24 protein-coding genes and 1 pseudogene are annotated in these 26,886 nt (G+C 67.7%); 9 read left to right on the top strand and 16 right to left on the bottom strand.

Annotated features, from left to right (window positions below; all coding sequences use genetic code 11):
• Positions 1-46 precede the first annotated feature (46 nt).
• The 9 genes from eltD to OG470_RS21640 all read right to left on the bottom strand — a co-directional run bounded on the left by eltD (position 47) and on the right by OG470_RS21640 (position 12,644).
• Complete coding sequence (eltD, locus tag OG470_RS21680; protein ID WP_328414914.1) at positions 47-1,147, bottom strand: erythritol/L-threitol dehyrogenase; 1,101 nt, start codon at positions 1,145-1,147, stop codon at positions 47-49.
• Positions 1,144-2,970 (bottom strand): dihydroxyacetone kinase family protein, encoded by a 1,827-nt coding sequence (locus OG470_RS21675; protein ID WP_328414912.1) that lies wholly within the window; start codon positions 2,968-2,970, stop codon positions 1,144-1,146. Before OG470_RS21675 ends, eltD begins: the two co-directional genes overlap by 4 nt.
• A gap of 52 nt (positions 2,971-3,022) precedes the next feature.
• Entirely contained in the window at positions 3,023-3,874 is an 852-nt protein-coding gene (locus OG470_RS21670) for a DeoR/GlpR family DNA-binding transcription regulator (protein WP_328414910.1), read from the bottom strand.
• A 129-nt stretch (positions 3,875-4,003) separates the two neighbouring features.
• On the bottom strand, positions 4,004-4,972 hold the full coding sequence (locus OG470_RS21665; protein ID WP_328414908.1) for a D-ribose ABC transporter substrate-binding protein: 969 nt from the start codon (positions 4,970-4,972) through the stop codon (positions 4,004-4,006).
• A gap of 65 nt (positions 4,973-5,037) precedes the next feature.
• Entirely contained in the window at positions 5,038-6,159 is a 1,122-nt protein-coding gene (locus OG470_RS21660) for an ABC transporter permease (RefSeq protein ID WP_328414907.1), read from the bottom strand.
• Entirely contained in the window at positions 6,156-7,700 is a 1,545-nt protein-coding gene (locus tag OG470_RS21655; RefSeq protein ID WP_328414905.1) for a sugar ABC transporter ATP-binding protein, read from the bottom strand. Before OG470_RS21655 ends, OG470_RS21660 begins: the two co-directional genes overlap by 4 nt.
• A gap of 44 nt (positions 7,701-7,744) precedes the next feature.
• A complete protein-coding gene (locus OG470_RS21650) occupies positions 7,745-8,395 on the bottom strand; it encodes a DUF2291 family protein (RefSeq protein ID WP_328414903.1) in 651 nt (216 codons plus the stop codon).
• A 1,724-nt stretch (positions 8,396-10,119) separates the two neighbouring features.
• Positions 10,120-11,520 carry a PQQ-dependent sugar dehydrogenase gene (locus OG470_RS21645; RefSeq protein ID WP_328414902.1) on the bottom strand — a complete coding sequence of 467 codons (1,401 nt, stop codon included), beginning with the start codon at positions 11,518-11,520 and terminating at the stop codon, positions 10,120-10,122.
• Between the two features lie 539 nt (positions 11,521-12,059).
• Positions 12,060-12,644, bottom strand: coding sequence for a hypothetical protein (locus OG470_RS21640; protein ID WP_328414900.1), 585 nt, complete (start codon positions 12,642-12,644; stop codon positions 12,060-12,062).
• 5 nt (positions 12,645-12,649) lie between these two features.
• Between OG470_RS21640 and OG470_RS37305 the strand changes: the two genes are divergently transcribed.
• Together OG470_RS37305 and OG470_RS21635 are read left to right on the top strand one after the other, a co-directional pair.
• Positions 12,650-12,913, top strand: a complete 264-nt coding sequence (locus OG470_RS37305; RefSeq protein ID WP_406081244.1) for a hypothetical protein — start codon at positions 12,650-12,652, stop codon at positions 12,911-12,913.
• Positions 12,914-13,235: 322 nt separating this feature from the next.
• Positions 13,236-13,355: an SDR family oxidoreductase gene (locus tag OG470_RS21635; protein ID WP_442930935.1), complete on the top strand. Its 120-nt coding sequence runs from the start codon at positions 13,236-13,238 to the stop codon at positions 13,353-13,355.
• A gap of 104 nt (positions 13,356-13,459) precedes the next feature.
• On the opposite strand, the gene OG470_RS21630 is transcribed toward OG470_RS21635, so the two are convergent.
• Positions 13,460-14,098, bottom strand: a complete 639-nt coding sequence (locus OG470_RS21630) for a TMEM175 family protein (protein ID WP_328414898.1) — start codon at positions 14,096-14,098, stop codon at positions 13,460-13,462.
• A gap of 1,362 nt (positions 14,099-15,460) precedes the next feature.
• Entirely contained in the window at positions 15,461-16,420 is a 960-nt protein-coding gene (locus OG470_RS21625) for an NAD(P)H-dependent flavin oxidoreductase (protein WP_328414896.1), read from the bottom strand.
• Positions 16,421-16,590: 170 nt separating this feature from the next.
• Here OG470_RS21625 and OG470_RS21620 point away from each other — a divergent pair.
• Positions 16,591-17,543: pseudogene (locus OG470_RS21620) on the top strand (IS3 family transposase); the annotation flags it as partial.
• A gap of 258 nt (positions 17,544-17,801) precedes the next feature.
• Here OG470_RS21620 and OG470_RS21615 read toward each other — a convergent pair.
• Positions 17,802-18,338 (bottom strand): hypothetical protein, encoded by a 537-nt coding sequence (locus tag OG470_RS21615; protein WP_328414894.1) that lies wholly within the window; start codon positions 18,336-18,338, stop codon positions 17,802-17,804.
• Positions 18,339-18,433: 95 nt separating this feature from the next.
• Between OG470_RS21615 and OG470_RS21610 the strand changes: the two genes are divergently transcribed.
• Both OG470_RS21610 and OG470_RS21605 read left to right on the top strand, forming a co-directional pair.
• Positions 18,434-18,694 carry a hypothetical protein gene (locus OG470_RS21610; RefSeq protein WP_328414892.1) on the top strand — a complete coding sequence of 87 codons (261 nt, stop codon included), beginning with the start codon at positions 18,434-18,436 and terminating at the stop codon, positions 18,692-18,694.
• A 66-nt stretch (positions 18,695-18,760) separates the two neighbouring features.
• The gene (locus OG470_RS21605; RefSeq protein WP_328426526.1) at positions 18,761-19,543 is read left to right on the top strand and encodes a hypothetical protein; all 783 of its coding nucleotides are present in this window, start codon (positions 18,761-18,763) and stop codon (positions 19,541-19,543) included.
• Here OG470_RS21605 and OG470_RS21600 read toward each other — a convergent pair.
• Entirely contained in the window at positions 19,428-20,102 is a 675-nt protein-coding gene (locus OG470_RS21600; protein WP_328426524.1) for an NUDIX domain-containing protein, read from the bottom strand. The genes OG470_RS21605 and OG470_RS21600 overlap by 116 nt on opposite strands.
• Complete coding sequence (locus tag OG470_RS21595; protein ID WP_328414890.1) at positions 20,102-20,491, bottom strand: DUF4406 domain-containing protein; 390 nt, start codon at positions 20,489-20,491, stop codon at positions 20,102-20,104. Before OG470_RS21595 ends, OG470_RS21600 begins: the two co-directional genes overlap by 1 nt.
• 49 nt (positions 20,492-20,540) lie before the next feature.
• Between OG470_RS21595 and OG470_RS21590 the strand changes: the two genes are divergently transcribed.
• The gene (locus tag OG470_RS21590) at positions 20,541-21,299 is read left to right on the top strand and encodes a DeoR/GlpR family DNA-binding transcription regulator (protein WP_328414889.1); all 759 of its coding nucleotides are present in this window, start codon (positions 20,541-20,543) and stop codon (positions 21,297-21,299) included.
• Positions 21,300-21,529: 230 nt separating this feature from the next.
• Here OG470_RS21590 and OG470_RS21585 read toward each other — a convergent pair whose 3' ends face one another.
• Together OG470_RS21585 and OG470_RS21580 are read right to left on the bottom strand one after the other, a co-directional pair.
• On the bottom strand, positions 21,530-22,771 hold the full coding sequence (locus tag OG470_RS21585; protein ID WP_328426522.1) for an IS701 family transposase: 1,242 nt from the start codon (positions 22,769-22,771) through the stop codon (positions 21,530-21,532).
• A 446-nt stretch (positions 22,772-23,217) separates the two neighbouring features.
• Positions 23,218-24,168 (bottom strand): Stf0 family sulfotransferase, encoded by a 951-nt coding sequence (locus OG470_RS21580; RefSeq protein ID WP_328414888.1) that lies wholly within the window; start codon positions 24,166-24,168, stop codon positions 23,218-23,220.
• Between the two features lie 234 nt (positions 24,169-24,402).
• On the opposite strand from OG470_RS21580, the gene OG470_RS21575 reads away from it, so the two are divergent.
• The 3 genes from OG470_RS21575 to OG470_RS21565 all read left to right on the top strand — a co-directional run bounded on the left by OG470_RS21575 (position 24,403) and on the right by OG470_RS21565 (position 26,785).
• Positions 24,403-24,765: a hypothetical protein gene (locus OG470_RS21575; RefSeq protein ID WP_328414886.1), complete on the top strand. Its 363-nt coding sequence runs from the start codon at positions 24,403-24,405 to the stop codon at positions 24,763-24,765.
• 746 nt (positions 24,766-25,511) lie between these two features.
• The gene (locus OG470_RS21570) at positions 25,512-26,060 is read left to right on the top strand and encodes a hypothetical protein (protein WP_328414884.1); all 549 of its coding nucleotides are present in this window, start codon (positions 25,512-25,514) and stop codon (positions 26,058-26,060) included.
• A gap of 194 nt (positions 26,061-26,254) precedes the next feature.
• Positions 26,255-26,785 carry a LytR C-terminal domain-containing protein gene (locus OG470_RS21565; RefSeq protein WP_328414882.1) on the top strand — a complete coding sequence of 177 codons (531 nt, stop codon included), beginning with the start codon at positions 26,255-26,257 and terminating at the stop codon, positions 26,783-26,785.
• The last annotated feature ends 101 nt before the right edge of the window (positions 26,786-26,886 follow it).

Below are 26,886 nucleotides of genomic sequence, written 5' to 3'. Positions count from 1 at the left end.
TTGAGGGGCGTGGGTGGCAGCGGGTCGTCCCCTGCGGCCGGCGATGTCAGCCGGGGATCAGGGAAACCTTGATCGACTTGGTGCCTTCGGCGACCAGGTCGAGCCCCTCCTGGAACTTGCTCAAAGGGAGCTGGTGGGTGCAGATCTTGTCCATCGGCAGCTTCCCGGACTCGAGCATCCGGATGGCCGCCGGCCAGCAGTGCGGACCCAGGTGGGCGCCCAACACGTCCAGCTCCTTGTCGTCGCTGATGATGCTCCAGTCGACGGTGACGTCGGAGCCGAAGACGCTGTACTCGACGTAGCGGCCGAGCTTGCGGAGCAGGTTCAGACCCTGCGCCACCGCCGAGGGATGCCCGGTGCCCTCCAGGTAGACGTCCGCACCGTAGCCATCGGTGAGTTCCTTGATCAGCGCCACGGCGTCCTGCTCGGAGATGTTGATGGTCCGAGTGGCGCCGCACTGCTTGGCCAGTTCGAGCTTGGCCGGCGACATGTCCAGGGCGATCACTTCGACCGGGAACTTCGCGGCCGCGCCGGCGATCATGCCGAGGCCGATGGGGCCGCAGCCGGCGACGACCACGACGTCCTCGAACTTGATGTTGGCCCGCTCGACGGCGTGCAGCGCGCACGACAGCGGCTCGGTGAAGGCGGCGTGGGCCGGGGGCAGGTCCTTGCTGATCTTGTGGACGAGCGCCTCCGCCGGGAAGACCATGTAGGACGCCATCCCGCCCGGGTTGCGGCGCTTGAACCCGTACATGTCGTGCGGCGCGCACATCCAGTACTCGCCACGGACGCAGTACCGGCACTTCCAACACGGCACGATCTGCTCGGACACGACGCGGTCGCCGACAGCCACACCCCAGCGCCGGGCGGCCTCATCGTCGAGCTGCACGATCTCGCCGACGAACTCGTGGCCCGGGATGACCTCGGTCTCGGCCCAGGCGGGCCGGTTGGCGTCGCCCCAGAATTTCGCAGCGCCGTGGTAGCACTTCAGGTCGCTGGCGCAGATGCCCACGGCCTCGACGCGGACGAGCGCTTCGCCCAGGCCCGGCTGCGGAACCGGCACCTCCTCCAAGCGGTAATCCTCCGGGCCGTGGCAGACGACTGCCTGCATGGTCTCGGGCACGGGCTGGATGCTTGTCGCGGTCATCGTGCTTCTCCTTCATCGAGGGGTGGGCGCGCACCGCCGTGGCGGTGGTTGCTGCAAGCCGAAGAGGCAAGGGATCGGGAGTGCGGTTGCTCATCGGCCGCAGTCGGCCTGCTCGCGAGCACCTCCCCGACGGCGGTGAGGATCAGCCCCATGGAGACAGCGCCGGCGTCAGGGGTGCCGACGCTTCGCTCGGCCAGCGGTCGCGCCCGGCCGACCCGCGCGCGCTGGGATGCGGTGGCGGCGCCGGCCTCGACGGCGACGGCGGCGGCCCCCCGCCACGCGTCGGTCAGGGGGGAGCCGGCATCGAGCCGCTCCTCAAGCTCGTCGACGAAGGGCAACAGCGCGTCGAGCATGGTCTTGTCGCCCCGCTCCGCTTTGCCGACCCGCTGGATCGTCGCCGCGCCGGCACAAACGGCATCCCGCAGGCGTTCCGGCGTTACCTGGTCGGTGTTTCCGAGGGCGGCACCGACGGCGGCGAGGCTGACTCCCCACAGCAAGCCACTGGTGCCGCCGGCCTTGTCGCTGAAGGCGTCCCCGGCTGCGGTCAGCACATCGCCGACCCCGCCGTCGGTCGCCTCGGCTGCCACCTGCGCCGCACGCAGGCCACGTACCATGCCGATGCCGTGGTCGCCGTCGCCCGCTACGGCGTCGATGCGGCCGAGGGCCTCCTCGTTCTCCACGACGACATCCGCCATCGCTGCGATGGCCCGCCGAGCGACGTCGGCGGCCGCCCGGGATGCGGCGCTTGCCTCGGCCGAACCACAGTCGCCGCGCTCGTGCTCTATCGCGCCGGCCCGCCGTTCGTAGGCCGGCAGCGCCGAGGTTTCACCGCGACGGAAGGCGGCGGTGTCGGCCGGTGCAACCCAGTACCGTTCCAGCTCCTCGTCCAGCCACGTGACCGACAGCGAACAGCCGGCCATGTCGAGGCTGGTCACCAGCTCGCCGATCTCGGGCAGCACGGGTTCGATCCCGGCGGTGGCGAGCCGGCGCTGGACGTGTCGGTAGAGCACGAAGAGTTCCTCGTACTTGGTGCTTCCCAGTCCGTTGAGGATCACCGCCGCCCGGCCACCGGCGCCGGCGGGACGCTCGGCGAGAACGGCTTCGACCAGGACCTTCGCCAACTCCTCGGCGGGCACCCAGGAGGCCGCCCGGATGCCGGGTTCGCCGTGGATGCCCAGGCCGAATTCCATCTGGTTCTTGTCGACGGAGAACAGCGGCTCGGCCCGCCCGGGCAGCGTGCAGCCGCCGAACGCGACGCCGAACGAGAAGGTGGCGGCGTTGGCCGAACGCATCACCCGCTCCACGGTGTCGAGGTCGCATCCGGTGTCGGCGGCGGCACCGCCGATCTTGTAGACGAGGAAGGTGCCGGCGATGCCACGACGCCGGTCGGCCTCGTCGGGGCCGGCAGAGGCGATGTCGTCGGTTACGTACACGTTGCGGCAGTCCACACCGGCCGCCCGCAGCCGCTCCTGTGCGGCGCCGAAGTTGAGCCGGTCCCCGGCGTAGTTGCCGTAGGACAGCACCACGCCGGCGCCACCGTCGGCTGCCCGGGCGACGCGGACGATCTGCTCGGCTGACGGGGACGCGAAGACGTCGCCCAACACGCAGCCGTCGGCGAAACCGGGACCAACCGTGCCGGAGTACGACGGGTAGTGGCCGGAGCCGCCGCCCACCACGAGGCTGACCTTTCCCGCTCGAGGTCCGCCCCGCCGGAGGAAGCCCGACGCCCCGGGCACCCGCTCGACATAGCGACCGTACGCCGCGGCGAAACCAGCGATCACCTGGTCCTTGAAATCCGCCGGGTTGTCGTAGATGTGTGTCATCGCCAGCTCTCCTGCCCGCGTGTGCTCAAGGTGCGGCGGTACTTGTGGACCGTCATGAGGCCACCTCGTACCGGATGCCCGCCGCGTCCCACGCGGCCAGCACCTTCGGATCCGCTCCCGCGTCGGTGATGACGAGGTCGAACACGTCGAGCGGCACGATTTTGTGCAGGGCGACCCGGCCGAGCTTGCTGTGGTCGACCAGGAGGTACCGCCGGGTCGCGGCCTGCACCATGGCCCGTTTGAGGGCCACGATGCGCTCCTCCTGGTGGAAGGCGTCGGTCAGCGAGATCGCCGAGGTCGACAGGAACAGAGCGTCGGCCTGCAGGCCGGCGATCTGTTCGATGGTCTGCAGTCCCACAAAGGAGTCGTGCGGTACGTCGTAGACCCCACCCAGGCCGATGACGGTCAGGTCCGTCTCGGTGGCGAGCTGGCTGAGCCGGCGCAGGCCCTCCAGGAAGGTCGTCGCGACGTGCAGGGGCGCCCGCTCGCCCAGGCCTTCGATCATGTGCATGACCGTGGTCGAGTCGTCGAGTAGCACCGACATGCCTGCGTCGACGTGGCGCATCGCCGCTGCGGCGATGGCACTCTTCTCCTCGGTCCTGGACATCATCCGGTACGACATCTGGGACTCGAAGACCCCGGACGGCTGTGCGGTCACCCCGCCGTGGAAGCGGCGCACGATCCCCCGTCGTTCCAGTTGTTCGAGGTCGCGGTGGATGGTCATGATGCTCACGTTGAACGCGCTGGCGAGTTCCTGTGGAGAGCAGGAACCCTCCGCGGCCACGCGCTCGGCAATCTGCCGTTGCCGCGTCTCCGTCTTGCGCTCGCGCTGACGGACTGTTCCCTGGGCGTTGGACCGGGCGTTGTTCATGTGGTGTCCCTTGCAGGGCCGGGGGTCGGTCATGGACTGGCAGCGTGCACCGGCAATTCGCCGTGTGCCGCTTCGACAAGCTCCATCTTGATGGAGGTCATCTGCCGGGGCCCACGACCGACCCGTCGACGCGTCGTCGGAAGGGCCCGTCGGACCGCCGGATCAGCCGGCGACGACGAAGTTGTTCAGCTTGTCCGCGTTGTCCTTGGTGACAAGCACGCAGTCCAGTGCCTGCTTCTCCTGGGCCGCACCGGTCTTGCCGTTCTTGAGGAACTGGTCGGCCTGCTGCACCGCGAGCGTGGTGCCCTGGACGATGGGCTGCAGCACGGTGGCCACCATCTCCCCCGCCTTGACGGCGTTGACCGCGTCCTGGTTGCCGTCGAACCCGAGAACCTTGATCTTCGACAGCTTGCCGGCATCCTTGAGTGCCTGGATCGCGCCGAGGGCCATCTCATCGTTGCCGGCCACCACGCCGGTGATGTCGGGGTGCGCCCGGAGCATGACCTCCATCTTCTGCTTGCCCTCCGCCCGATCCCAGTTCGCGGTCTCCCGCTGCACCGACTTCAGGTCCGGGTACTGGGCCAGCACCTCGGCGTAACCGTCGGAGCGGACCTTGGCGTTGTTGTCGGTCGGGTTGCCGAAGAGCTCGACGTACTTGCCCTTGCCGCCCATGGCCTTGGCCCACTCCTGAGCACCTACGGTGGCGCCCTGAGCGTTGTTGGACACGATCTGGGACTTCGCGATGCCCTGCTCGGCGATCTCGGCGTTGACCAGGAACACCGGGATACCGGCGTCAGTGGCCTTCCGCACCGCCCCGACGCTCTCCTTGGCGCCGGCCGGGTCGAGGATGATCGCCTTGACCTTCTTCGAGATGGCCCCGTCGATGAACTGGTTCTGCTTGTCGGGGTCGTTGTTGTGGGCGTCGACCGTGGTGTCGTACCCGAGCTTCTTGGCCTCGGCGACCGCAGTGTCGACCTCGGCCTTCCAGTACGGGTTGGAGGGGTCGACCGTGATGACGGCGACGGTTCCGCCTGCCTTGTCGCCGCCGGAGCCGGAGCCGGAGCCGCCACAAGCGGCGACGCCGAAAACCACCGCCATCGGCAGGGCGAGCAGGGCGAGTCTGCGCTTCATCGAACACCTTCTTTTTCGAGGGATGGGGGATGGGGGATGGACGTCTGTGAACGGGTGGAACGACGTCACCGGGCACCGGCCAGTGCCGGGTCGCCGGCAGTGGACGTAGGGTCGGCCGGCGGGTTCGGGGCGGCGGCGCGCTTGAGGTCGCGGCGCTTCTGCAGCATCTGCTGGATCTGGTCAACAGCGACGGCGAGGATGATGACCGCCCCCTTGATCACCTGCTGCCAGAAGACGGACACCCCGACCAGGACGAGACCGTCAACGAGGAAGCCGATGACGAAAGCGCCGATGAGTGTTCCCCGGATCGTGCCTCGGCCACCGGAGAGGGCGGCGCCGCCGATGACCACCGCCGCGATTGCATTGAGCTCGTAGAATTCGCCGCCCCGCGGGGTGGCTGCCGGCAGGTCGGCGGCGAGCAGCAGACCGACGGTGCCGGCGCAGAAGCCGGAGATGACGTAGATGAGGACCTTGACCCGCCGCACCGGTACGCCGGACAGTTCCGCCGCTCGCTCGTTGCCACCGGTGGCGTAGAGCCACCGGCCGAACGCGGTGCGGTTGAGCACCAGGGAGAACACGATGGCGAAGACGACCATCAGCCACACCGGCATGGGAATGCCGAGCGGGGTGCCGGCGAGGACCGGGATGAAGCCTCTGTTTCCCAGTGTCTCCTCACCGCGCAGCTTGGTGAAGGTCTCCCCGTTGGTGATCAGCAGCGCGATGCCACGGGCGACATAGAGCATGCCGAGGGTGGCGATGAACGGCGCGACGTTCAGCCGGGCGACCAGCAGCCCGTTGACATAGCCGACCAGGGCCCCCACCGCCAGCGAGACCAGGATCACCACCCACACCGACGGGTAGGCGACCATGTCCGAGAAGGGAACGTTGGAGCCCTGCAGCAGATAGCCGGCCATCACGCCTGACAGGCCGACGGTGGAGCCGACCGAGAGGTCGATGCCGCCGTTGAGGATCACCATCAGCATGCCGATGGCCAGGATCGCGTTCATGGCGACGTGCCGGGTCATCAGGATGAGGTTGTCCGGCTGCAGGAAGTTTGACGACAGCGACGAGAAGACGATGATGATGATCGCCAGCGCTACCAGGGCCCGTCCCTCGACGAGCAGCTTGTTGAGGTTCACCCGACGGCCGAGGATCCGAGGGCCGATGGCGGCCTGTGTGTCGCTCATTCCGATGCTCCGATGTGTAGGGCCTCAGGCTCGGGCTCGCCGGAGGCGGCCATGACTTCCTCTCGAGTGGCGGTGCCCGGGTCGAACTCCCGCACGATGCGGCCCTTCGACATGACGACCAGCCGATGCGAGGCGGTCAGCGCCTCGCTGATCTCGGACGTCGCGTACAGCACGGCGAGACCCTTGCGCGCCTCGTGGAACAGCAGGGCGAAGATCTCGCCCTTCGCTCCGACGTCGATGCCGCGGGTGGGCTCGTCGAGCAGCAGGACCTTGGGCCGGGTCATCAGCATCTTGCCGATGACGACCTTCTGCTGGTTGCCGCCGCTGAGGGAGGTGAGCGGGGCACCCGGTCCGGCGGTCTTCACCCGCACCTCCTTGATCATGGTCTGGACGTCGGCGTTCTCCCTGCCGCGGGAGACGAACGTGCGTTTGACCATGGACAGCAGGCTGGACAGCGACATGTTCGCCCCGACGGACATGAGCTGGACGAGACCGTCGCGCTGGCGATCCTCGGGGACGAGCCCGATGCCGCCGGAGATCCGCTCCTCGATCGAGAGCCGACGCAGATCCCGGCCTTCCAGGAGCGCCCGGCCGGCCGCGATGGGCTGCCGCCCGGCAAGCGCTTCCAACAATTCGGTACGGCCTGCGCCCATCAGACCGTAGAGGCACACGATCTCTCCGGCGCGCACCTGCAACGAGACGTCGTTGACTGCCAACCGACCGCTGGCGTCCGGATCGGGTACCCGGACTTTCTCGATGGAAAGGGCGACCTCCCCGTGGCCGCGCGGCTCGCCGGTGAAGTCGTACTCGGCGGCGCGCCCGACCATCTTGGACACCACCCAGGGCAGGTCGATGTCGGCCGCGTCCTTCTTGGCGACCAGCGCCCCGTCGCGGAAGACCACCGCGTGGTCGGCGATCTCGATCGCCTCCTCAAGGTGGTGGGAGATGTACACGATCGCCACGCCCTGGGACTTCAGCTCGCGAATGACCTTGAACAGGACCATGACCTCGGCCGCGCTCAACGCTGATGTCGGCTCATCCATGATCAGGATTCGAGCGTTGGTGGCGAGGGCCCGCGCGATCTCCACCACCTGTTGCTGACCGAGGCGCAAGTCAGCCACCAGGGTGGTGGGTGCAATGTCCTCCTCCAGCCTCGCCATGAGCTCTCGGGTGATCTCCCCCTCGCGCGCGTAGGCCACGCCACCGCGGCGCGAGCGCAGCTCGCGCCCGACGAAGATGTTGTCCCGGACGTTCAGGTTCGGACAGAGGTTGAGCTCCTGGTGGATGATCGAGATGCCGCGGTCGACCGCCTGGGTGGTCGACCGCAGGTCGACAACCTTGCCGTCGAGTTCGAGGTGGCCGCTCGTCGGCCGCTCGACGCCGGAGAGGATCTTCATCAGCGTGGACTTGCCGGCGCCGTTTTCACCAAACAGAACGGTGACTTTCCCACGTCGCACCTCGAAGTTGACGCCCTTCAGCGCTCGGGTGACACCGTATGTCTTGGTGATGTCGACCGCGCGCAGCACCACGTCGTCGTCCATGCCGGGAGGCGCGTCACCGGGTACCGAGGACGCGCTGGGCGCGATCACGACCGCGCCTCGATTTCGACCGGCTGGATGACGAAGGATTTCGGCGGTCCCCCCGTCGACCAGGCTCCGTAGACCGTCACTCGCTTGCCCTTCAGCGACGCCGGGTCGATCTTGGCGAGCACGTCCTGCTGCATCCGGAGCTTGAACTGGTTGGCCACCGACTGGTAATCACTCTGTCCTGCGAAATCACCAAACTTGATGGTTCCAGTGGCGTCCCGGACCGGCGTTCCACTGAGGGCCGGCCCCACCGGGACGCGAACCGCGGTACTGTCCGGCACGCCGGAGACTTTCAGCTGCATGAAGTTCTCATCGACCTGGTCCACCGTGCCGGTCACCTTGACCGGAATGGCGTAGGAACCACTGCCCAGGTCCTGGCCGTACTGCTTGCCGGCGGCCGCAGGGTCCGCTTCGACGGCTGGCGCCAGCACCTCGAGGTCCGTTGCCTTCTCCTTGATTGCGCCCGCGACCTCGGGAAATGCTTTCGCAGCGTAGCTTTCCGCATTGAACGGTGCCGGGTTCAGCTCCGCCGCCTGCTGGGGCGAGAGGAACTTGGTGTCGAGCGCCGCCGCAACCAGGAGGGCAGCAATGACGGCGAGACCCACGAGCCTTTTCATCGATCTCGACCGATGTCCCTTCTCGGAACTCATACAGTCACCTCAAATCGGGGGTTGCCGCAGGGGCGGCGAGCGTGTGGGGAAACGCCCAAGAAGATCTGTGATGTTCGCAGCCTAGGATGTGAACTCTTGGGAGCACAAGTGTTAAGACAAGATTTCTTGGGGACACCTGCCGGACGCCTGCCCGGTCTTTCGGCGGTAGGTTTTGCCCGTTTGATACGGAACCTGACCTCGCCCCAATCCTGACGGGGTGGCCGGGTCCGGCAGCCGCCTCAGGGAAACCTGTGACTCGACCAGGCCAAGTTGCACAGGGGCGGGTTACCGGCCGGGCGGAAGCGCCGACTGCGTTCCGGGGTATCGCGGGTTGCCCGTCGCCTCGCGGCACCCTCTCTAGACGGCGACGGCAAGACGGTCAACGACGGCGCCTACCCTCGTCTGGGCCGCCTCCCCGACGAGCGCAACAACGACCTTGTGAGCTTGGTGTGGCACCGTTCCCGCGCTGAGCGGCGCGGACTGCCGCCGCCAGACCACCAAATTTCGCTGCCGTCGCTGCCAGATGTCGGTGAGGACGAAGATCCGCTGCGGCCCTGGCCAAGGCAGTGGCGGCCATCCGTACGCGTCCCGCGACGCTGCTGGTCGAGGTCCCACGAGTGCACGACATAAGCGGGGGTGTGACGCCTGCCAGCCGGACACCCCGGATTCATGTCAGTCGCGCAGTACCGCTGTCTCCTTCGGTGCCGCCGAAGAGTTCTCCAACCAGAAGGGCCTGGTCAAGGCATCGCCGGTGGGATCGGTGTCTCAGATGAAGGGACCGCCGACAGCTCCAGGACGATCGACCCCAACGCTACTCATCGACCTACGCCGCGCTGCCGCGGTGATTTTCGGCGTCCCGTGGCACTGGCCGGCGTCAGACAGCCTGGGGGCAGCAGTACGTGACCCCTTCGACCTCTACTGGGAGGTCAAGCGGCCCGAAGCGCGGCATCGTTGCTGGTCAGCAGCCTGACCGGGAAACAGCCTAGTGAGCTCTTCGCTGCGGTGACCACTTCGCCGGCCTGCACCCAATCTGCTCCCAACGCAAGGCCCAGCCGCCACACCGGGTCCTTACCGCCCCGAGCGGCTCACACTCCCCCACCAGGCGACGCAGGCAGCAGTTGAAGTACGTTCAGAGCCGTTGAGCACTGCTGTGTGAAACAGGACGCCGCACCTACTCTGACCTGCGAAAACGAGGACCCGCACGTCGTGGTGGGTGCAGTTGGATGCCGTTCAGTGCCGTTGAGCGCTGTTTAACGCCGTTCAGTGCACCCGGTTGCTCCCAACCTGCTCCCCAATTTCGGCCCGCGAAACCGGCGGCGGTCGATCGGCTGACACGGCCAACTCGACCGGGGCGGGGTAAGAGAGCTGCTGGACCCGACCCGACCATCGCCGGTGTGACATCGAGAAGCGCGCCCTTGTCCGGCTGGTCGAGGCAGCGCAGGGTATGCCCGACGGGACCCGGGCGATGGGGTCACCAGATCGAGCGGTGACGTCTCTTGGTCGAACGCCTAGTTGATGCCTGCTCGACGTTGCAGCCAGTTCGGATCGGGTTCCGGTTGCGAGGGGCGCTGTCGCCGAGTCGTCTGGCTCCGAGGTCCGGGCTGCGTCGATGTCGGCGCCCCGAGATGGGCTGACCACTTCGATGGTCGGCACCGCCGCTTCGCGGGTGACCCGCCCGTCCGACATGCCGGGCGGGCGGGTCACCGGGTCAGGTTTGACACTCGTCAGCGGCGGTAGACCGTGTAGACCGCGCCGTTGGTCAGCGAGAGGACGGACAGGTTCCCGTCCGGGGCGGTCTCGATGTCCGTGACGACCCCGAAGTCACGGCCGATCAGAAGGCTCTCGCTCTCGGTGATCTCGTGCTTGGCGAGGTTGTCCGCCACCCGGTCGTTCAGTCGTGGGTCGTCGACGGCGATCTTCTGGCCATTGCCGGTCAGGTTGAAGTGGAACAGGTAGCCGCCGTTGAGGGCGGGCGTCGCGGCGCCCATGAACAGGTCACCCTTGAACTGCGGCCCGAGCGCTCGGCTGTTGAGGAAGCCCATCCCGCCGGGTGCGACCTCCCACTTCCAGCTGAACTCGGGATCGCTGTAGTGCGCCCCGGGGAGCATGTACAGCCTGCCGAGCGCTTGTTGCGTGCTGTCGGCGATGTTGCTCGGCGGCCAGCGCAGTTGCTGAAGGTTCTGCCCGCCGAACGTCGTCTCGATCTCCTTGAACTGGGCGACGCGCTGCACCGGTCCTGCGATCTGGATCCAGCCGCCGTTCATGCCCGGCTCCAGCCGGTTGATCTCGCTGAAGCTGTCGTCGCCGTTCTCCTGCATCCACACGTTGCCGGTGTCGGGGTCGACGGCCATGCCGAAGCCGTTGCGGTGACCGTAGGAGAAGATCTTCTGTAAGGTGGCGCCGACCTCGCCGCCCATGGCGGCGCCGGGACCGTAGAAGGGGTTGTCGGTGGGTGTGGTGCCGTCGTCGTTGAGGCGCAGGACGACGCCGCTGAGGTGGGCGTTGTCTGTTTGCGGGCCGCCGAACTGGTCGTCGGGCACGGTCGGTCCGGGGCAGACGGCGGTGGGGCCGCAGGTGAGGTTTTGCAGGTGGCCACGCCGGCCGAGGTCGCCGGTGAAGGTGTACAGCTTCCCGTCGCGGCCGAAGTCGATCACTCCGCCGTTGTGGTTGGCGCGTGCGGGCTGGCCGGCGTCCTCCTGACGGGCTCGGATGCGGATCAGGTTGCGGTCGAAGGTGAGTGTGCTGCCGTTCCACACGAACCGGTCGACCCGGTTGCCGAGCAGTGGGGTTTCGCTGAGGACGGTGGTGTCCGCGCCGGTCGTGCTCTCCGTCCAGTACAGGTAGACCCCGGGGTTCGCGGGGAAGTTGGGGTGTAGGGCGATCCCGAGCAGGCCTCGCTCGGAGCCGGAGTTGACGGCAAGGTCCAGTGGCGTGCTGGCGACGGCTCCGTTGACCACGCGTTGGATCCGCCCGGTCGTCTTCTCGAGCACGAACATGTCGTTGTCGCCGATGAATGCCAGGCCGGTGGGGCTGGTCAACCCCGTTGCGGCAGTCCGCACGGCCAGCTTCGGGTCGAGCATTGTCGGGCCGCCCTCGGCGTGGGCTGGGGCGCCGATGGCGGTCATGGACAGGGCTGATGCGGCCAGGGCCAGCATCACGGTGGCGGCTCGGGTTCGGCGGCGGGCGGGTGTTACGCGGCCGTTGGGTGATCCATTCGGCACTTGCAGGGTCTTGCGGCGTGGGACGACGGTACGGCGAGGTCGTGCGTGCATGCCAAACTCCCTCTTGCCCGAGTGGTGGCGAGTGTTCTGCGGGCGGCGGGGGCCGGCGTGCCATCCGACTGCCGCCGCTTGGCGCGGTTGGGTTGTGGTGCTCCCCCTTCCGTTCAATCCGGGCGCGGCCGACGGCCGGGGGGCCGTTGCGTCCGGGCGAGTCTGCTGGTGGCTACCGGGTCTCCCGCCGTGGACACCCGGCATGGCCCGAGGTCGACAGCCCGCAGAACGATCGTCGGGGAAGGCGCGCCGGGACCTCGGGTCTCACTGGTAGGCACGCACCCCTGGTACACCCGGTTCACCTTCGATCGAAGAAATTCGACGGAGGCCGGGCAGGGCACGAAGAGGCCCCTGGCCAGCGGTCATGCCGGCCAGGGGCCCCTTTGAGGCGATCAGCCTACGTCAGCCGTCGGACTCGCCGACGGGATGTAGGCGCCCGGCACGTCCTCCGGCGCGAAGATCTTGTCCTCGCCGGGGTACGGCTTCGTCCACGCGTGCGCCTGGTACCACGTGAAGTGGTTCATCTGCGCGGGGTTCGCGTAGTCGGGCTTGGCGTCGGGCCCGGTCAGCCGCTGGTGCGACTTCCACTCGTCCCACTGCGCTGCCACCTGCTGCTTGTCCGCCGGCACCGTCGCCGGCGGCACGGCTGCGGCGAGGGGGTTCTGCGGCGCGGGGGTGTCCACGCCGCAGGCAGGCGGGGTGGCCAGACCCGCGGTCAGCGAGGTCCGGTTCGGCAGCGCGGTGAACGGCGTGAAGTCTGCGTTCTGGGTGAACGCCTGACGCATCGGGCTGGCGGCGCTGTCCTTCTGGTTCATCGGGTGGATCCCGAGGATCTGCTCGATGGTCCGGATCATCGTGATCTGCGTGTAGTAGTGGCTGTCGACGACGCCGCGCTGGGCCCAGGGGCTGATGATCTGGATCGGGGCGCGGTGGCCGCCGACGTGGTCGAGGCCCGCCTGGGAGTCGTCCTCGACCACGAAGATTGCCGACCCTGCATGCCCGACGGGCGCGGGTAGCCGAGCGAACCGCAATCGTCCTGCCTGACGGGGTTCTCGACATCGGCGGGGTCCGGCACACCACGCCATCCGCAGCGGCGCGAGCCGTGACTGGGACAGCGGAAAACGGCTGGTCGTTCTGGCTGGTTGACCGAAAGAGCCGCCGCTGCCTCAGCGATCTTTGGCATCAGTACGTCGACCAGCGTGATGTCGATGTCGATGATGATGACGCCCCCGAGGAGGACGACTAACGGCCACCGAGGTTCGGACCGAGGGCCATGCCCGCCGCGGCACCGACCGCTTCTCCAACCTGGGCATCCATCGGTGGGTCGTGGAGCAAACATGGCTGGGTCGCGACTGGTCCGGACTTCTTTGGCGGCCTGCTATCGCCAAGGGTGACGACCACCAGTGCGAGGCAGCCGATGGAAAGGGTGACGGTGCCGAAGAAGGCGTAGGGCCACCACTGGCAAGTGCGCTGCGGCTCGTGTGGGGCGGGCGGCGTATGGCAGGTTCCAGGCGGGTGTTGGAAGCCGATGCGGCGCTGGCGCGGCAGGCCCTTCCTCCACCGTGCCGATGGGCCGGATGGGCCAGCCGGAGGAGATCGCCAACGCCGCCCTGTTCCTGGCCTCCGACCAGAGCAGCTTCATGACCGGCGGCGAGATCTTCGTCGACGGTGGCGCGAACCAGGTCTGACCGAACCAGTGTCCGGAGCCGCCACGGCGGCTCCGGACACTGGGACCGTGGTGCCGGCCGGCGGGTCCTCGGCGACGAGACGTCGGCCGGCACCGGGGAGCAGGTCACTCCCGGGTGGCTGTTGTGGCATAGATCAGCGGCAACGCGAGGAAGATCGCAAACGCGACCCAGAACGAGAAGTAGCCAACCAAGGCCCCAGCGGGAAACAGGAGCATGCCCAGCAGCGGCCGACGCCGCTCCCGGCGGAAGAAGTCCGGCCCGCCCTGCTCGGTCAGCTCCGGGCGCCGGACGAGCCGGGCGTAGAGAATCCACCAGCTGCCGAGCAGAATCGTGCCCACCAGGCCGTAGAAGGCGGTCGCAGTGCGGATGTCCGCCCCGCTACCGTCCTTCAGCGACTGCGAGACGACCGCCGTGGCGAACGGAAGCAGGGCCGTGCAGAACAACACCCCGAAGTTGGCCCAGCTCAACCCGAGATCCACCCGGATGATCCGGCTGAACGCCGTGCGGTGGGACAGCCACACTACAGCGATGTTCACAAACGAGGTCGTGTACGCCAGGTAGACCGGCCATTCCGCCAGCAGCCCGGCGAGCAGGCGCCCAGACTCGACCTGAGGTGGCCGCAGCTCCAGTCCGAGCAGGGTGATAATGATCGCCAGCACGGCATCGCTGAACAGTTCGGTGCGCAGTACGTCCCGGTCATGGCGGCTCCCGGGCTGCGCCGTACCGTGTCCTCGCCCCGACATGCCGCTCACCTCCTCCCCCGTTACGCTCTGATAGCCCCCAGCCGTGGACTCCTCCGTCGCCCGGCCCGGTATGACTTCCTGCCCCTGTCGTTCAGATGATCCGGGGCGCTGTGTCGCCGACCCCACCACCGAGAGTCATCCTGAGCGGCCCACATCGCCGACCTCGCCACGATCGAATACTCCGGCCTAACGGTCGCACGTCGGGCTGCGCCATGCCTTCGCCGTACTGTCTACCGACGCAAGCTAAGACTTCGATGCGGCTTGGTCCCGCGTCTTGAACTCGCTTCGTCCCCGCCGCCTGAATCGGCCTATGTGATCGCCATCGGCGCCGAACCGGACCAGCCGGAACCGCGCGCGGCAGCCATCCGGCTCGCTGCCGCCCGGGGCGAGTGTGGCGGCGTTGGGATCAGTGATGGCGGTGTTGGCACGACGGGTTACAGGTAGGCCCTGGCGCCGTGCAGGCCCAGAGCCTGGCCTGATCGGGGAATGGTGAGTCGACGAGGCCGATGCCACAGCGAGGCGAACGTGGCATCACCACCAATCGACCGACGGCCCGCCGAGCAGCGTGCACGCGAATGCGACCCCAAGAGTGGGGTTTGAGATTCCGAAGCAGCAGGTCAGGCGCCTGCAATCAATCGACGAGCGTTGGTTTAGGAAACCAATGCTCCCCTGACCGGTGGCGCTCGGCCCATTGGCGACTTAGCGCCACAAGACCACTTCGGAGCCGCCGAAGAGGTCACCGAGCAGGAAGCCCTGGCCAACCCATTGCCAGTGAGATCGGTGTTCCAGAAAGTAGGACAGCTGCCGGCCCACGGATGACATAGCGCAGCGATGTACGCCGATTTAGCTGCTTTGATGCTGAGTCGCTGAGGCAGCCGACGTGGCCGCCAAAGCGGGCCGACCCCGAAACGCCGTCGGCCTGATTACTTCGGTCTTCACTGGGAGGTCAAGCACGTCGGACGGTTCTATCGTTGCTGCTCACGGCCTTGGCCGGCGGCGGGCTGGTTGAGCACTTCGGCAACGATGACCACTTCGTTGACGCGCACCCAATCTGCTCCCAGTGCAAGGCCCGCCCCGGCCGCAGAGTCGTTACCGCCCTGACCTGCGCATACTCCCCTACCAGGCGACATAGAGCGCAGTTGAAGTAAGTGCGGTGCAGTTGAGCACTGCGGTGTGAAAAGAGTGGTCTCCGGAGCGTCGCTGGTCCACGCAGACGCGCACCAGCAAGCCGCGCCTGACAGCGGCCACCAAAATTCCCCATGGACGGCCAGTCGCGGTGTGGCTGTGAGTGATCGCTCTTCGCTCGATAACTTCGCCGCGGCGCGTGACGAGCAAGCCGGAACGGCGCTGACGGCTGGTGGGTCAGTGGCGTCCCGCTCGGGTCAGGGCGTCCTGGGCCTGGGTGGCCATGGCCGTGACCAGGTCCTCCGCCGAGGGCAGGTCGGTGATGAGGTCGACGGCCTCGCCCGCCCAGACCGGCAGCGGGGGCACCGCACCGCGTGCCACGTCGTCCTGGTACGCCTGACGGGCTTGGGGATCGGCGGCGAGCTCGGCCTCCCGGCCGCGCCAGCGGTCGAGGTAGGGATGGCCGAGGGTGCGAGCGGGGTACTTCGACGGCCACCGGGATCCGCGCGCGATGTCCAGCACGGTGCTGCGCTCGGTGTCCTGCCCCCGCCCCTCGAGGATCGCCTTGGTGATCGAAGGATCGACCAGGGCCTCAGTGCTGGCCTGGAAGCGGGTGCCGATGAGCGCTCCGGCCGCGCCCAGCACGAGAGCCGCCGCCACACCACGTCCATCGGCGATCCCGCCCGCTGCCAGCACCGGCACCGGAGCTACGAGATCCACCACCGCGGGCACGAACGGCAAAGTGGACCGCCCGCGCACGGCTCCGTGCCCACCGCTCTCGGTTCCCTGAGCCACAATCACATCGGCGCCCAGGTCCACGGCCCGCTTGGCCTCCTCCAGATCTGTGACCTGGAGGATCAACAGAGCCCCTGCCCGGCGGACATGCTCCGCGTATGGGCTCGGATCGCCGAAGGACAGCATCACGGCGCTGGGGCCGTAGCTCAGCGCCAGCTCCACCGCGTCGAGATCGATCCCCCAGGTCAGGAATCCGACACCCCACGGCCCTTCAGTACCCGCGACGATCGGCACCTCACGTGCCAGCCACTCCGGGTCCCCGTACGCGCCGCCCAGAATCCCGAACCCACCACCGCGGGAGACAGCTGCGGCCAGCGCGCCACCGGCCGACCCACCCATCGGCGCCAGCGCAATCGGGTACCGCACGCCGAGCATCTCCGTGAACGCCGTCGACAACGCCATGCCCAAATCATGCCGCCTCGTCCGACGGGCAGAACCACAAGGCAGCAACCCACCTCCGCGGACCGCACCCGCCACGCCTAACGATCAGCTCGTCACAGGCTCGGGACTGCCCCCGGTTCGGTTGACTCCTGACCTGTGAGGATGCGTTCCTCGCTGGAAGGATGCCTGTCATACCGAAGGCGTTCCCGCCGGAGTTCCGTCGTGACGTGGCCGCGGTCGCCCGCAAGGGTGAGGCGCCGATCGCGAAGGACTTCGGGATTTCCGAGTCGTGTCTGCACCGCTGGCTCAAGCTTGCCGACATCGACGACGGGGTCCGTCCCGGCACGACCAGCAGCGAGTCCGCTGAGCTGCGGGAGTTGCGTAAAACGCAACAGGCTGCTGGAACAGGAAAACGAGATCCTGCGCCGGGCGGCGGCATTCTTCGCCAAGGAGATCGCCCCAAAATGATGTACCCGCTGGTCGGTGACCCGGCCGCGGACGGGATTCCCGTCGCGGTGACCTGCCGGGTGCTGGGTTTCAGCAAGCAGCCCTACTACGCGTGGTGCGCCGAGCCGGTCTCGCAGCGGGACTTCGACGACGCGCACCTGATCAACGCCGCCCTGGACATTCACCACGACGACCCGGCGTTCGGGTACCGGTTCATCGCCGACGAACTGCCCACCCACGGATCACCGCTAGCCCGAACAGGGTGGCCAGGCTCTGCTCACAGCAGCGCATCTGGTCCGTGTTCGGCAAACGCAAGGGCCTCACGAGGCGGGCGGGCCCGCCGGTGCACGGCGACCTGGTGCAACGCCGGTTCACCGCCGACGCACCCAACCAGGTGTGCCTGACCGACATCACCGAACACGCCACCGCCGAGGGCAAGCTGTACCTGTGCGCGATCAAGAACGTGTACTCCGGCCGGATCGTCGGCTACTCGATCGACTCTCGGATTAAGGTGTCACTGGCCGTCACCGCGCTGCGTAACGCGGCCCGGCTGCGCGGCCCGGCCGGCACGATCGTGCACTCGGATAGGGGCAGCCAAATCCGGTCTCGAAAGTTCGTCAAGGCGTTGCACCGCAACGGATTGGTCGGCTCTATGGGCCGGGTCGGCGCCTTCGGCGAGCCCCGTGAACGGGAAAATCCACTCAGGGCGGGCTGCGGTGATCACCTGCATCCAGGCACCCTCGATGATCGTCCTCAGCAGACAGACACCGGAGTTACGAGACGTCCCTTAGTGCCGCGCATCGCTGATCACTTTACAGTTCGTTGATCCAGAAATGTGCGGCAGGGTGGCTCGTCACGGAGGTCCGATGATCGTCCAGCAGACAATCTCGCCTCCGGTGCGTCTGGGGCCTATGGCACAGTCCTGAGTGTGCAGCTGGACGAGTTGCCGGACTGGTTACCGGCTTGGTGTCGTGACCATCTGGGCGGCGAACCCGCCGGCGTGCTGTTCCAGTCGCATCAGGTCTCGATGGTGTTCGGTCTGCGGTTGGCCGGTGGCAGGGACGTCGTGGTCAAGGCGCGCGCCGACGACGGCCGGGCCGCTTCGTGTGTCGCGGCGCAGGCCCGGTTGGCCGAGCGCGGGTTTGCATGTGCCCGGCCGCTCACGCCGGTGGTCGGTGTCGGTGCGCTGGCCGTGCACGCCGAGGAATTCCGGCCCGGCGGCGAAGTACTGCGGGGGGACTCGCTGGACATAGCCAGGCGCTGCGCTGAGGTGTTCGCCCGGCTGATGGCCGAGCTTTCCGGCGTGACCGTCGCGCCGCCGCTGCCGAGTCCGCCCTGGGTCCGCTGGGACCACACCGATTCTGGGGTGTGGCCGACGATCGACTTTCTTGACAGCCGGGACCAGGGTGCGGTGTCCGAGCACATTGTCCAGACGGCTGAGCGGGCCCGGGGGCGCCTGCTGGCCGCCGGCTTGCCGTGCGTGCTCGGCCACGCCGACTTCGAGGCGCAGAACCTGCGGTGGCGGGGTAGGCGGGTGTGGGCGGTGCACGACTGGGACAGCTGGCGTGGCAGCCGGAGGCGGCGCTGGTGGGAGCGGCGAGCGGGTCTTTCGCCAGTGCCGGGCCGCCCATGCTGGCGCCGATCGATAGCTCCGAGGCGTTCCTGTTGGCCTATCAAGACATTCGAGGGCGCCTGTTCTCGGCCGTGGAACTGGAGATCGCGTGGGCGGCCAGCCTGTGGATGGCTGCGTACAACGCCCGGGAAATGGCACTGTGCGGGGGCACCCCGGCAGGTGGCGATGCACTGCGGGCACAGGCGGCCGAACGCCTCCACCGGGCCAATGCGTAACATCAGCACACAAACTCAGCGAGCGCCTGCCCCCGCCGTAACGTCGGGGCACATCCGCCCTTCGAGATCATCACCGCCGCCAATACCCTCCTCGACGACCTCGGCCAAGCCCACGACACAATCAAATCGTCCAAACCAGTTGCGCACCAATCTGAGTCAACTCGGGATTCAAGATCATCGAAGTCCGGAGAAGTCGGCGCGCCGGATATCCCGCCAGCGTGGCCGGAGCAGCTCGCTCCCGACGGCCGGCTCGTCGTACCGCTGCGTCTGCGCAACCTCACCCGCGCAGTCGTCTTCGAACGCAACGGCCACCACCTGACCGGTCGCGGGTACGGCGTCTGCGGGTTCGTGCCGATGCAGGGCGCAGGCCAGTGGCGAGAGCGCCTGCAGCCGCTGGCGGGCGAGCAGGTGGGGCTTCGGTTCGACCGAGCCGTCCACATCGACGTGGAACCGCTGAGGCAGGCGTTGACCCAGCGCGGGGTCGAGGTCTGGACAGGCGTGACCGTCGGCGAACAGGAGCCCTTCGACGATCTCGACCTCTACCTGATGAACGCCCTGCCGTCGTTCTGCATGCTGGCCGCCCAGAAACCTGCAGTCGACAGCGGACTGGTCAACGCGCCGTGGATGGTCGCCACCCCCGCCGTGGTCGACGGCGCAAGCTTCGCATACCGAATGCGGCCCCGACCACCGACGACACCCGCACCCGAGGCAGGCCGACCGGGTGGCGGCGGTGTCAGCCGGTGCCTGCTGCGGGGGCGAAGGGTCCGTCCAGGGCAGCCCATTGCAGGAGCAGGATCGTTTTGCCGTCGGCGATGCGTCCGTCGCGGACCATGGCGAGCGCCTCTGTGAAGGGCAGTTCGAGCACTTCGATGTCCTCGCCGTCCTCGTCAAGACCGCCGCCGTTTCCGGTGCGGTCGGCCGGGGTGTAGGGGGCGGCGTAGAAGTGCAGGCGCTCGGTGACCGAACCGGGGCTCATATAGGCGTCGAGGACGTGGGAGATCGGGCCGAGCGTGACGCCGAGCTCCTCGGCGGCCTCGCGCCGGATGGCGGCGAGCGGGTCGTCGCCGTCGAGCAGTCCGGCGGCGGCCTCGACGAGCATGCCGTCCCGGTGGTCGTTGACGTAGGCCGGGTAGCGGAACTGACGGGTGAGCAGCACACGGCCGCGCTCGGCGTCGTACGGCAGGACGACCGCGCCGTTGCCGCGGTCGTACGTCTCGCGCTGCTGGGTTTCCCAGCGTCCGTCGCGGCGGCGGTAGTCGAAGGTGGTGCGGCGCAGGATGTGCCAGCCCTGGGAGGTGAGCTCCACGTCGCGGACCACGATGTCGGCGTTGCGGTCCAGGTCGCGTCCGGCCCGGTCGAGGCCGGTGCGGCCGCGGTGGTCGGGGATGTCGATGCCGGGGCGGGCCATCACGCGGCCCTGCCTTCCTGCGGAGTGCGGCGCGGGATCTCGGCCGCGTCGTGGTAGACGGGCGGGCCGCGGCGGCGGGCCGTGGCGACGTCCTGGTCGGCTCCGGTGGAGTCACCGGGGAGCCGGAGCACGGCGTCGCAGTGGGTGAGCAGGCGCTCGGCGGTCGGGTAGAGCACCTGGTCGGCGAGGGGGTCCGTGGGGCCCGCGCCGGCCGAGCGCAGGACGGGAAGGGCCACCCACTCCCCGATCACGGGCACGTGGCCGGCGGCGAAGACCGGCCACGCTGCCGCTTCGAGGCGGCCGAGGTTGGCGGCCATGGCCCGCGGGTCGCCGTCGGTGCCGGAGCGGTAGGGCCCGGCGATGAGGATGAGCATCGGCTTGTCGGTCATGACGCGCTACGATACATGCAGAAACGTGCAAGAACATGAAGGAGTGTGGATGCTGGCCGCTCAACGGCGTGCTCACCTGCTGGACCTGCTCGCCGGGCAGGGCAAGATCGTCGCCAAGGACGTCGCCGCAGACCTGGGCATCTCCGAGGACAGCGTGCGCCGCGACCTGCGCGACCTTGCCGCCGAGGGACTGTGCCAGCGTGTCTACGGCGGGGCATTGCCCGTCTCCCCGGCCGTGGCGGACTACGCCGCCCGGAAGACGGTCACCCCCGCCGGCAAGCAGAAGGTCGCCGCGGCGGCCGCCGCGCTGGTGCGGCCGGGCAGCGCCCTGATCCTGGACGGCGGCACCACCGCCCTCGCTGTAGCTCATGCCCTTCCGCCGGACCTGGACTGCACCGTGATCACCCACAGCCCGACCGTCGCGGCCGCGCTGCTGGAGCATCCGCAGGCCGAGGTTTTCCTGCTCGGCGGCCGCATCTTCAAGCACTCCGCGGTTGCCTGCGGCGCGGCCGCGGTCGAGGCCGCTCAGAACATCTCCGCCGACCTTTGCCTGTTGGGCGTCACCGGCGTCCACCCAGACGCGGGGCTTACCACCGGCGACGCTGAAGAGGCCGCGATGAAGCGCACCCTGGCCGCGCGGGCCGCGGACACCTACATCCTCGCCTCGTCCGAGAAGATCGGCACAGCATCACGGTTCCGCGTCCTGCCCTGGGAAGACATCAGCGGACTGATCACCGACGCCGACCCCCACCACGCAGTCGTCGAGTGGCTCACGGCGCGCGGCGTGGAAGTCCTGGCAGCCGGCTGAAACTATCGGGCCGAACAGCATGGGATCGCAGGAGATTCAAGGCACCAGCCCGCCACCGTGGTTCAGCCATCCACAGGAATTGACATTTTTGCTCTGCGCAAGCGCCTGCACCAGCTGTAGCTGACCGCCACGCCAGCCCCGGCGACGAGCCCTGGTTCGCGGCCAGGGCTGGCCATCCCCCGAGGTGAAGCTGATGCACGAGCACCTAGTACTCCAGCCGGGGATCGTGATCACGGTTCGATGAGGGCTTGTCGGGCGTAGTGGCTGTTTCTGGCTCGGGCTTGGTGGCGGCGTCGGCGGATCGACCAGTGCAGTGGGTCGGTTCGGCGGCGGGCAGGTTCGATGATCAGGACGTGGAACAGGTGGCGTAGCTCGTTGACGGTCAGCGGGATCAGCCCGATGGGGTCGGGCCGGTCGCGGTGAGCTGTAGCGGCGGCGAGGAAGGCGTGGGCGAGGATCGCCAGAGTGGTCCACCGATGCCAGGACGTCCAGCGGCGGTGTTGGTGCTGGTCCAGACCGAGGCCGGTCTTGGCGGCTTGGAACGACTCTTCGATCTTCCATCGACGCCCGGCAACCGTGACCAGGGTGCGCAGCGCGGTGAGTTCGGGTGACCAGCAACGATAAAAGGCCAGCTCGCCGGTGGTGCGGTTGCGGCGAATCAGCAGCCAATGCTGCCCGCCGTGGCTGTCCGCGGCGTGAGGCAGGGCGGTGAAAGACCAGTCGTAGTAGCGGTGGCCTTTAGCGCCGGGGCCGGCCGACATCCGCTGCCAAGCCGAAGCGGGGAGTCCGGCGGCCAGCACATCAGCGCGATAGACGCCCAGACCGGTGGCCACCTGATATGAACGGGCCACCGCCAGGACGTAGCCCAATCGCAGCGTGCGCAGCTTGGCGGCCAAGCGCGGGTCGCCGCCGTAGGCTTCGTCGCCGGCCACCCAGCGGCAGGGCAACCCGGCAAGGACCGCGGCCTCGATCATCCGGGTTGCCAGTTGCGGCTTGGTCGCGAACCGCACCTGTTCGGGGACACCCGCCTCGGACCGCCGCTGCGGGTCATCGCACCAGGATTTGGGCAGGTAGAGGGCTGCGTCCAGCATCGCGTGGACAGTTTCGGTGGCGTAGACCAGATGCACGGCAAGCTGGCAGTTCTCGATCTTCCCGGCCGTGCCGGAGTACTGCCGCTGGACTCCGACGGTGTGCCGGCCCTTCATCAGATCACCGGTCTCGTCGATGACCAGCACCGCGTCGGCATCACCGAGCTGCTCGGCGACGAACCCGCGGACATCGGCACGGACTGCGGCATCGTCCCACTTCACCCGGGTCAACAAGTCCTGCATCCCGTCCGGGCCCGCATCACCGGCGTGCTCGGCGATGGTCCAGCAGTTCTTACGCGGTAGCGGCGCCAGCAGTCCCCGCACCAAGTCACCAACTCGACGTCGGGGCTCCGGCCTGCGGAAACGCCGCCCGATGGTCAACATGAGGTCGTCGAACAACACCCGCCATCGCTGGGCGTCTACCCTGTATCCGGCAGCCACCGCTGCGTCATGGTCAGTCCACACAACCGTCCATGATCGACGGTGGCTGCCTTCGTGCCCGGACCGCATCAGGCCCCAGCTCAGCGAAGGTCAACATCCCCGGCTGGAGTACTAGACGCCGCCGTGTGCCAGGCTCATGAGCGCACCGTAGCGGCTGATGCTGGCCCGAAGCACCGCTAGCCGTGTCAGCTGTTGAAGCGGAACTGAGAGCGGCTGTCCCACCACCAGCGGGAACGGCCCGCGACGCCTGCTCACACGGCGTCTGCGGCTGTCATGGTTCCTCGCTGGTTGACGACGTTTCACGGCGTCTTATGCCCCGGATGACTCTCCGACCCCATTCCGCCGTCGCCCGGACTGCTAGCGGGAGACGCTCGGGTAGAACAGACGGTTCAGCGAGACTTAAATCTCGTTATCCAGTCTGCGTTGAGTTGATCGGCCTGTCGACGGTGCCCGACCACCAGTTGCCGATCCGGCGGAACATTCAGACCGAGATAGTCGAGCACCTTTTGTGCAGTGCGGGGCGGATCTGCCGCCAACTCCTCATACGTCACCTCGCAAGGCACGATGCTGTGAGAGGCGAACCAGACTGTCCAGTCCGCCTCGGATCTCTCGATCGTGGCGACAAGCCGACCAATCAGCTCTTCGTCGTAATGAGGATCCTGACCTCCGGGCGCGACGGCTTCGCCCGGATGCCAGAAATGGGTTTGCAGTGACTTTGCCCACGACACCGCCTGGGCCACGACGTCGCGTCGACGCAGGTGAACGAATCTGAGTTGACCCAACTGGGCGCTCAATAGGTCTACATCCGTCACCGCTGGTGTAGATGCGGCGGCGGCAAGGCCACTTATCAGTTCCGGCAGCGTCTCTGCCATGATCCTCCCGCCAAAGACACCGTTCGAAGTCTTGCCGGCGGTTAGCGCCGCTCGAACGAACGCTTCGTCGATCCGTCCGTCACGCGGTCGTGCTATACGCCAGTCGTCGGCGTACTCATTCAAACTCTTGCGATTGAAGTAGGAGGCTGGGTGGCCGGCAACCCCGGACGAGTCCAGCAGACCGCACAGCAAGGTACTTCCCGAGCGGGGCGTCGCGCAGATCAGGTACGAGTCAAAACCTGGGCGTGTCACAGTGGAAGACCGTAACCACGCGTTGACCTGGGACCAACCGAATTCCCGCACGTCGGTGGGCGAGTGAAGACGGCTCTCCGGCGCCGCCTGACCGACTCGATGGGATGAGGAAATCGAACAGCTGGCAACGGTCGATTGGGCGTCAGTCACGTACGGCTGCGCCAGCTGGCCGGCGAGCTTCCCGGAGGTCAGCGTGGGCCACGGCCAACTGCTCATGGATCTCGGTGAGTTCGCGGGTGAGGCCGTCCTCACCGTTCGCACGTACGGCGACACGGCCGACAAGCCTAGAGGCCACGATTAGTGCGCAACCTCCCGACCGGAACCCCAGGTCAACGCCCTACGACCCGCCGAAAACCGACCCAGTGATAAGAGTCAGGTTCTAACCAGCTCAACTCGAAGGCCGGCCGCTGGCCCACATCCAGGTCCGCCGCTACCGCAAAGGGTTCGGGCGTGCCGACCTCGCCGGCGCCCGACCGCCCCGCCGTTCGTTCTTTCCTGGCGCTGGCACTGGCGTTCGCCGCCGCCGCGGCCGTCGGCGTGCTCGGCGGGATGATCGGCCTCGGCGGCGCCGAGTTCCCTCTGCCCCTGCTGATCATGCTGTTCGGGTTCGCCGCTCTGCAGGCCGTGATCCTCAACAAGGCCCTCAGCCTGGTCGTGGTCCTCACCGCCCTACCCGCCCGGCCGTGCTGGCGCTTGTCAGCGGGCCGCCGTCCGGCGGCGTTGCTGTCAGCGTTGCTGTCGACAGCCGTTCCGCCGCGACCCAGGCCGACCCCCACCGTGGGAGTCGTCGTGGTCCGGTCCCCACGCACGTAGGTCGTCGCGCAGGTGAGCCGAATGCGGATGTGCAACGATGATCGGCATGTCGACTCCACGAAAGGGCAATGCCGCGTAGGCGCCCCGCACAACTGCGTGCCGACTCCATCTACCGGCGACCGCTTGACGGATCAACCTCTGTCATCCCCGGGCTCTCGGTCCGGGGATTGAGAGCCATCGCCTACCTCGAACGCACCCGCCTCTGGAACCAGGCCGTCACTGATGCACTGCGGACCTGGTCATGGTTCGTGCGCCACCCATGGCATCGCTTGTGGGACCCCACCTCCGGCTGTGGGGTGATGGAGTGCTGTCCGAATCCGCCCGAGCTGCGCTGGATCCTGGACGTCGCCGTTGTGGTCCTGCCTCCGAAGGATGCCCGAACCCTCCGCAAGCAGATCGCAGCCCTCGATGAGCAGTGGTGACACGCCCCAAGGGAATCTCGTCGGCTCGGGCGCGTCCGATCCGTCGTTCATGACCCCGTCGGGGGGAAGCGGACACAGCTCGTCGACTCGTGCCGGGCGTTGTCGACCAGTGCGACCGAGCAGCTGACGCGAGATGTTCTCTGCTGCCTCCTACCCGCCTAGATCAAAGGGCCTGCTGCCTCGTCGCTGCCTCCAGCCCTCGGCTTGGTCGTCTCCGCCGTAGCCCGAAACTTGTACCGGATGCGGTCGCCGACGGCCTGGGCCTCGTACGCACGTTGCCAAGCGGGCACCAATCCAATGCAGTCGCTGCGTAGGGTGAACGTCGTGAATGGCGAGCCTCATCCTCGTTGGCGAGCGCGGTTCTTGAGGATTGCGGCCAGCCTCGCCGTCATGCTCGTCGTATGCGCTGCCGGTGGCTACCTCGCGCGACCTGTCGTGGCTAAGGCGGTCTACACGCTTCTCTCACCGATCACGGGCGGGTGCATCGCCGCACCAAACGAGCCGACGAAGCTAGCTGATGAGGCGGTGTTTCAGCGGGTGCCGGCAGGCGCTTCGTCGATTGGCGGGCCGACCGTGCAGCAGCCGTGCGCCGACGGTCGCCGCGACAGTGAGAGCAAGATCTTCGGCGAGGTGACCGTCGAGTATCGCAGTGACCTGTCGGACGAGGAGATTCGAGGCCACTATGAGGCGGTTGCCCGCGAGTCGGGGTGGACGTTCGACGTCTCAGACCGGCGGCTTGTATTCGCCATGAAGACGCTGCGGGATCGTTGCCTATGGTTGAGCGTCTTCCGCGATGAAGCCGGTCGGCCCGGCTACTACAGCGTCGAGGTCACCTTCTGGCCCAAGTACGAGGACTCCTTCTGCGACGACTGAGCCAGCGGCGGTTACGACCAGGCCAGCCGAACCCCGCGGCTACATCTCGCTTACAAGCTCTGTGCGGGTCGTCCGGCGTCGTCTGTCCGCGTTCGCGACCTCGGGCGACTGTCCGCACGCTTCTGCCGACGGGCGTCCTCGTCCAGCCCGGTTGCTGTCGCCGTTGCTGTCGACGGCTGGCTATGGTCGTCATCGTGAAGACGCGGGTACGTATCCTCGCCGCCTCGATCGCCGCGCTGGCCGTGTCGGGGTGCGACGCCCCCACGATGCCGACTGCCCAAGGGACAGCTCAACCAAACGCGTCGCCGACTTGTCCCCCAGGGCTGGTTCCCGTCGATCTCACCGTACCCAGGCCGGACGGGACCAGGCTGAACGTGCTCAATGCGAGCGACGTCAAAGGACTTGAGCTCACGGTGTTCGTGGAGCTCGGGAAGCGGGGCTTCCAGATGCTCTCCACAACCGACCGGTACCGGGACGGGCGACGCTATCCCGAAGCGGCCGTGATCCGCTACGGGCCGCAGACAGTCGGGGCCGGCTGGCTCGTGTCGTCATACATCCAAGGACAGGTGAAGACCGAGTTCGACATCCACCGCTCCAACGACCGGATTGATGTCATTCTGGGAAGCGCGTTCGAGAGCATCCGCACGCCAACGGAGGCCAACCAGGCGGTTGCGGCGGCCGGGCAGCCTTCCTTACCGCCTGGCACCTGCCCTGTCCCCGACTGAGCGGGCCAGTCAGCCGTCGCAGGTCCCGAGACCCGACGTGACGTCCTAGTCGTCACTGTGGTGGGTGCGCCTTCGTCCCTGGCCGCCCGCGATCGTTGATG

Source organism: Micromonospora sp. NBC_00389, assembly GCF_036059255.1.
GTDB lineage: Bacteria > Actinomycetota > Actinomycetes > Mycobacteriales > Micromonosporaceae > Micromonospora.
The sequence above is the reverse complement of the archived record's forward strand: the minus strand, read 5'-3'. Positions and strand labels throughout refer to the sequence as shown.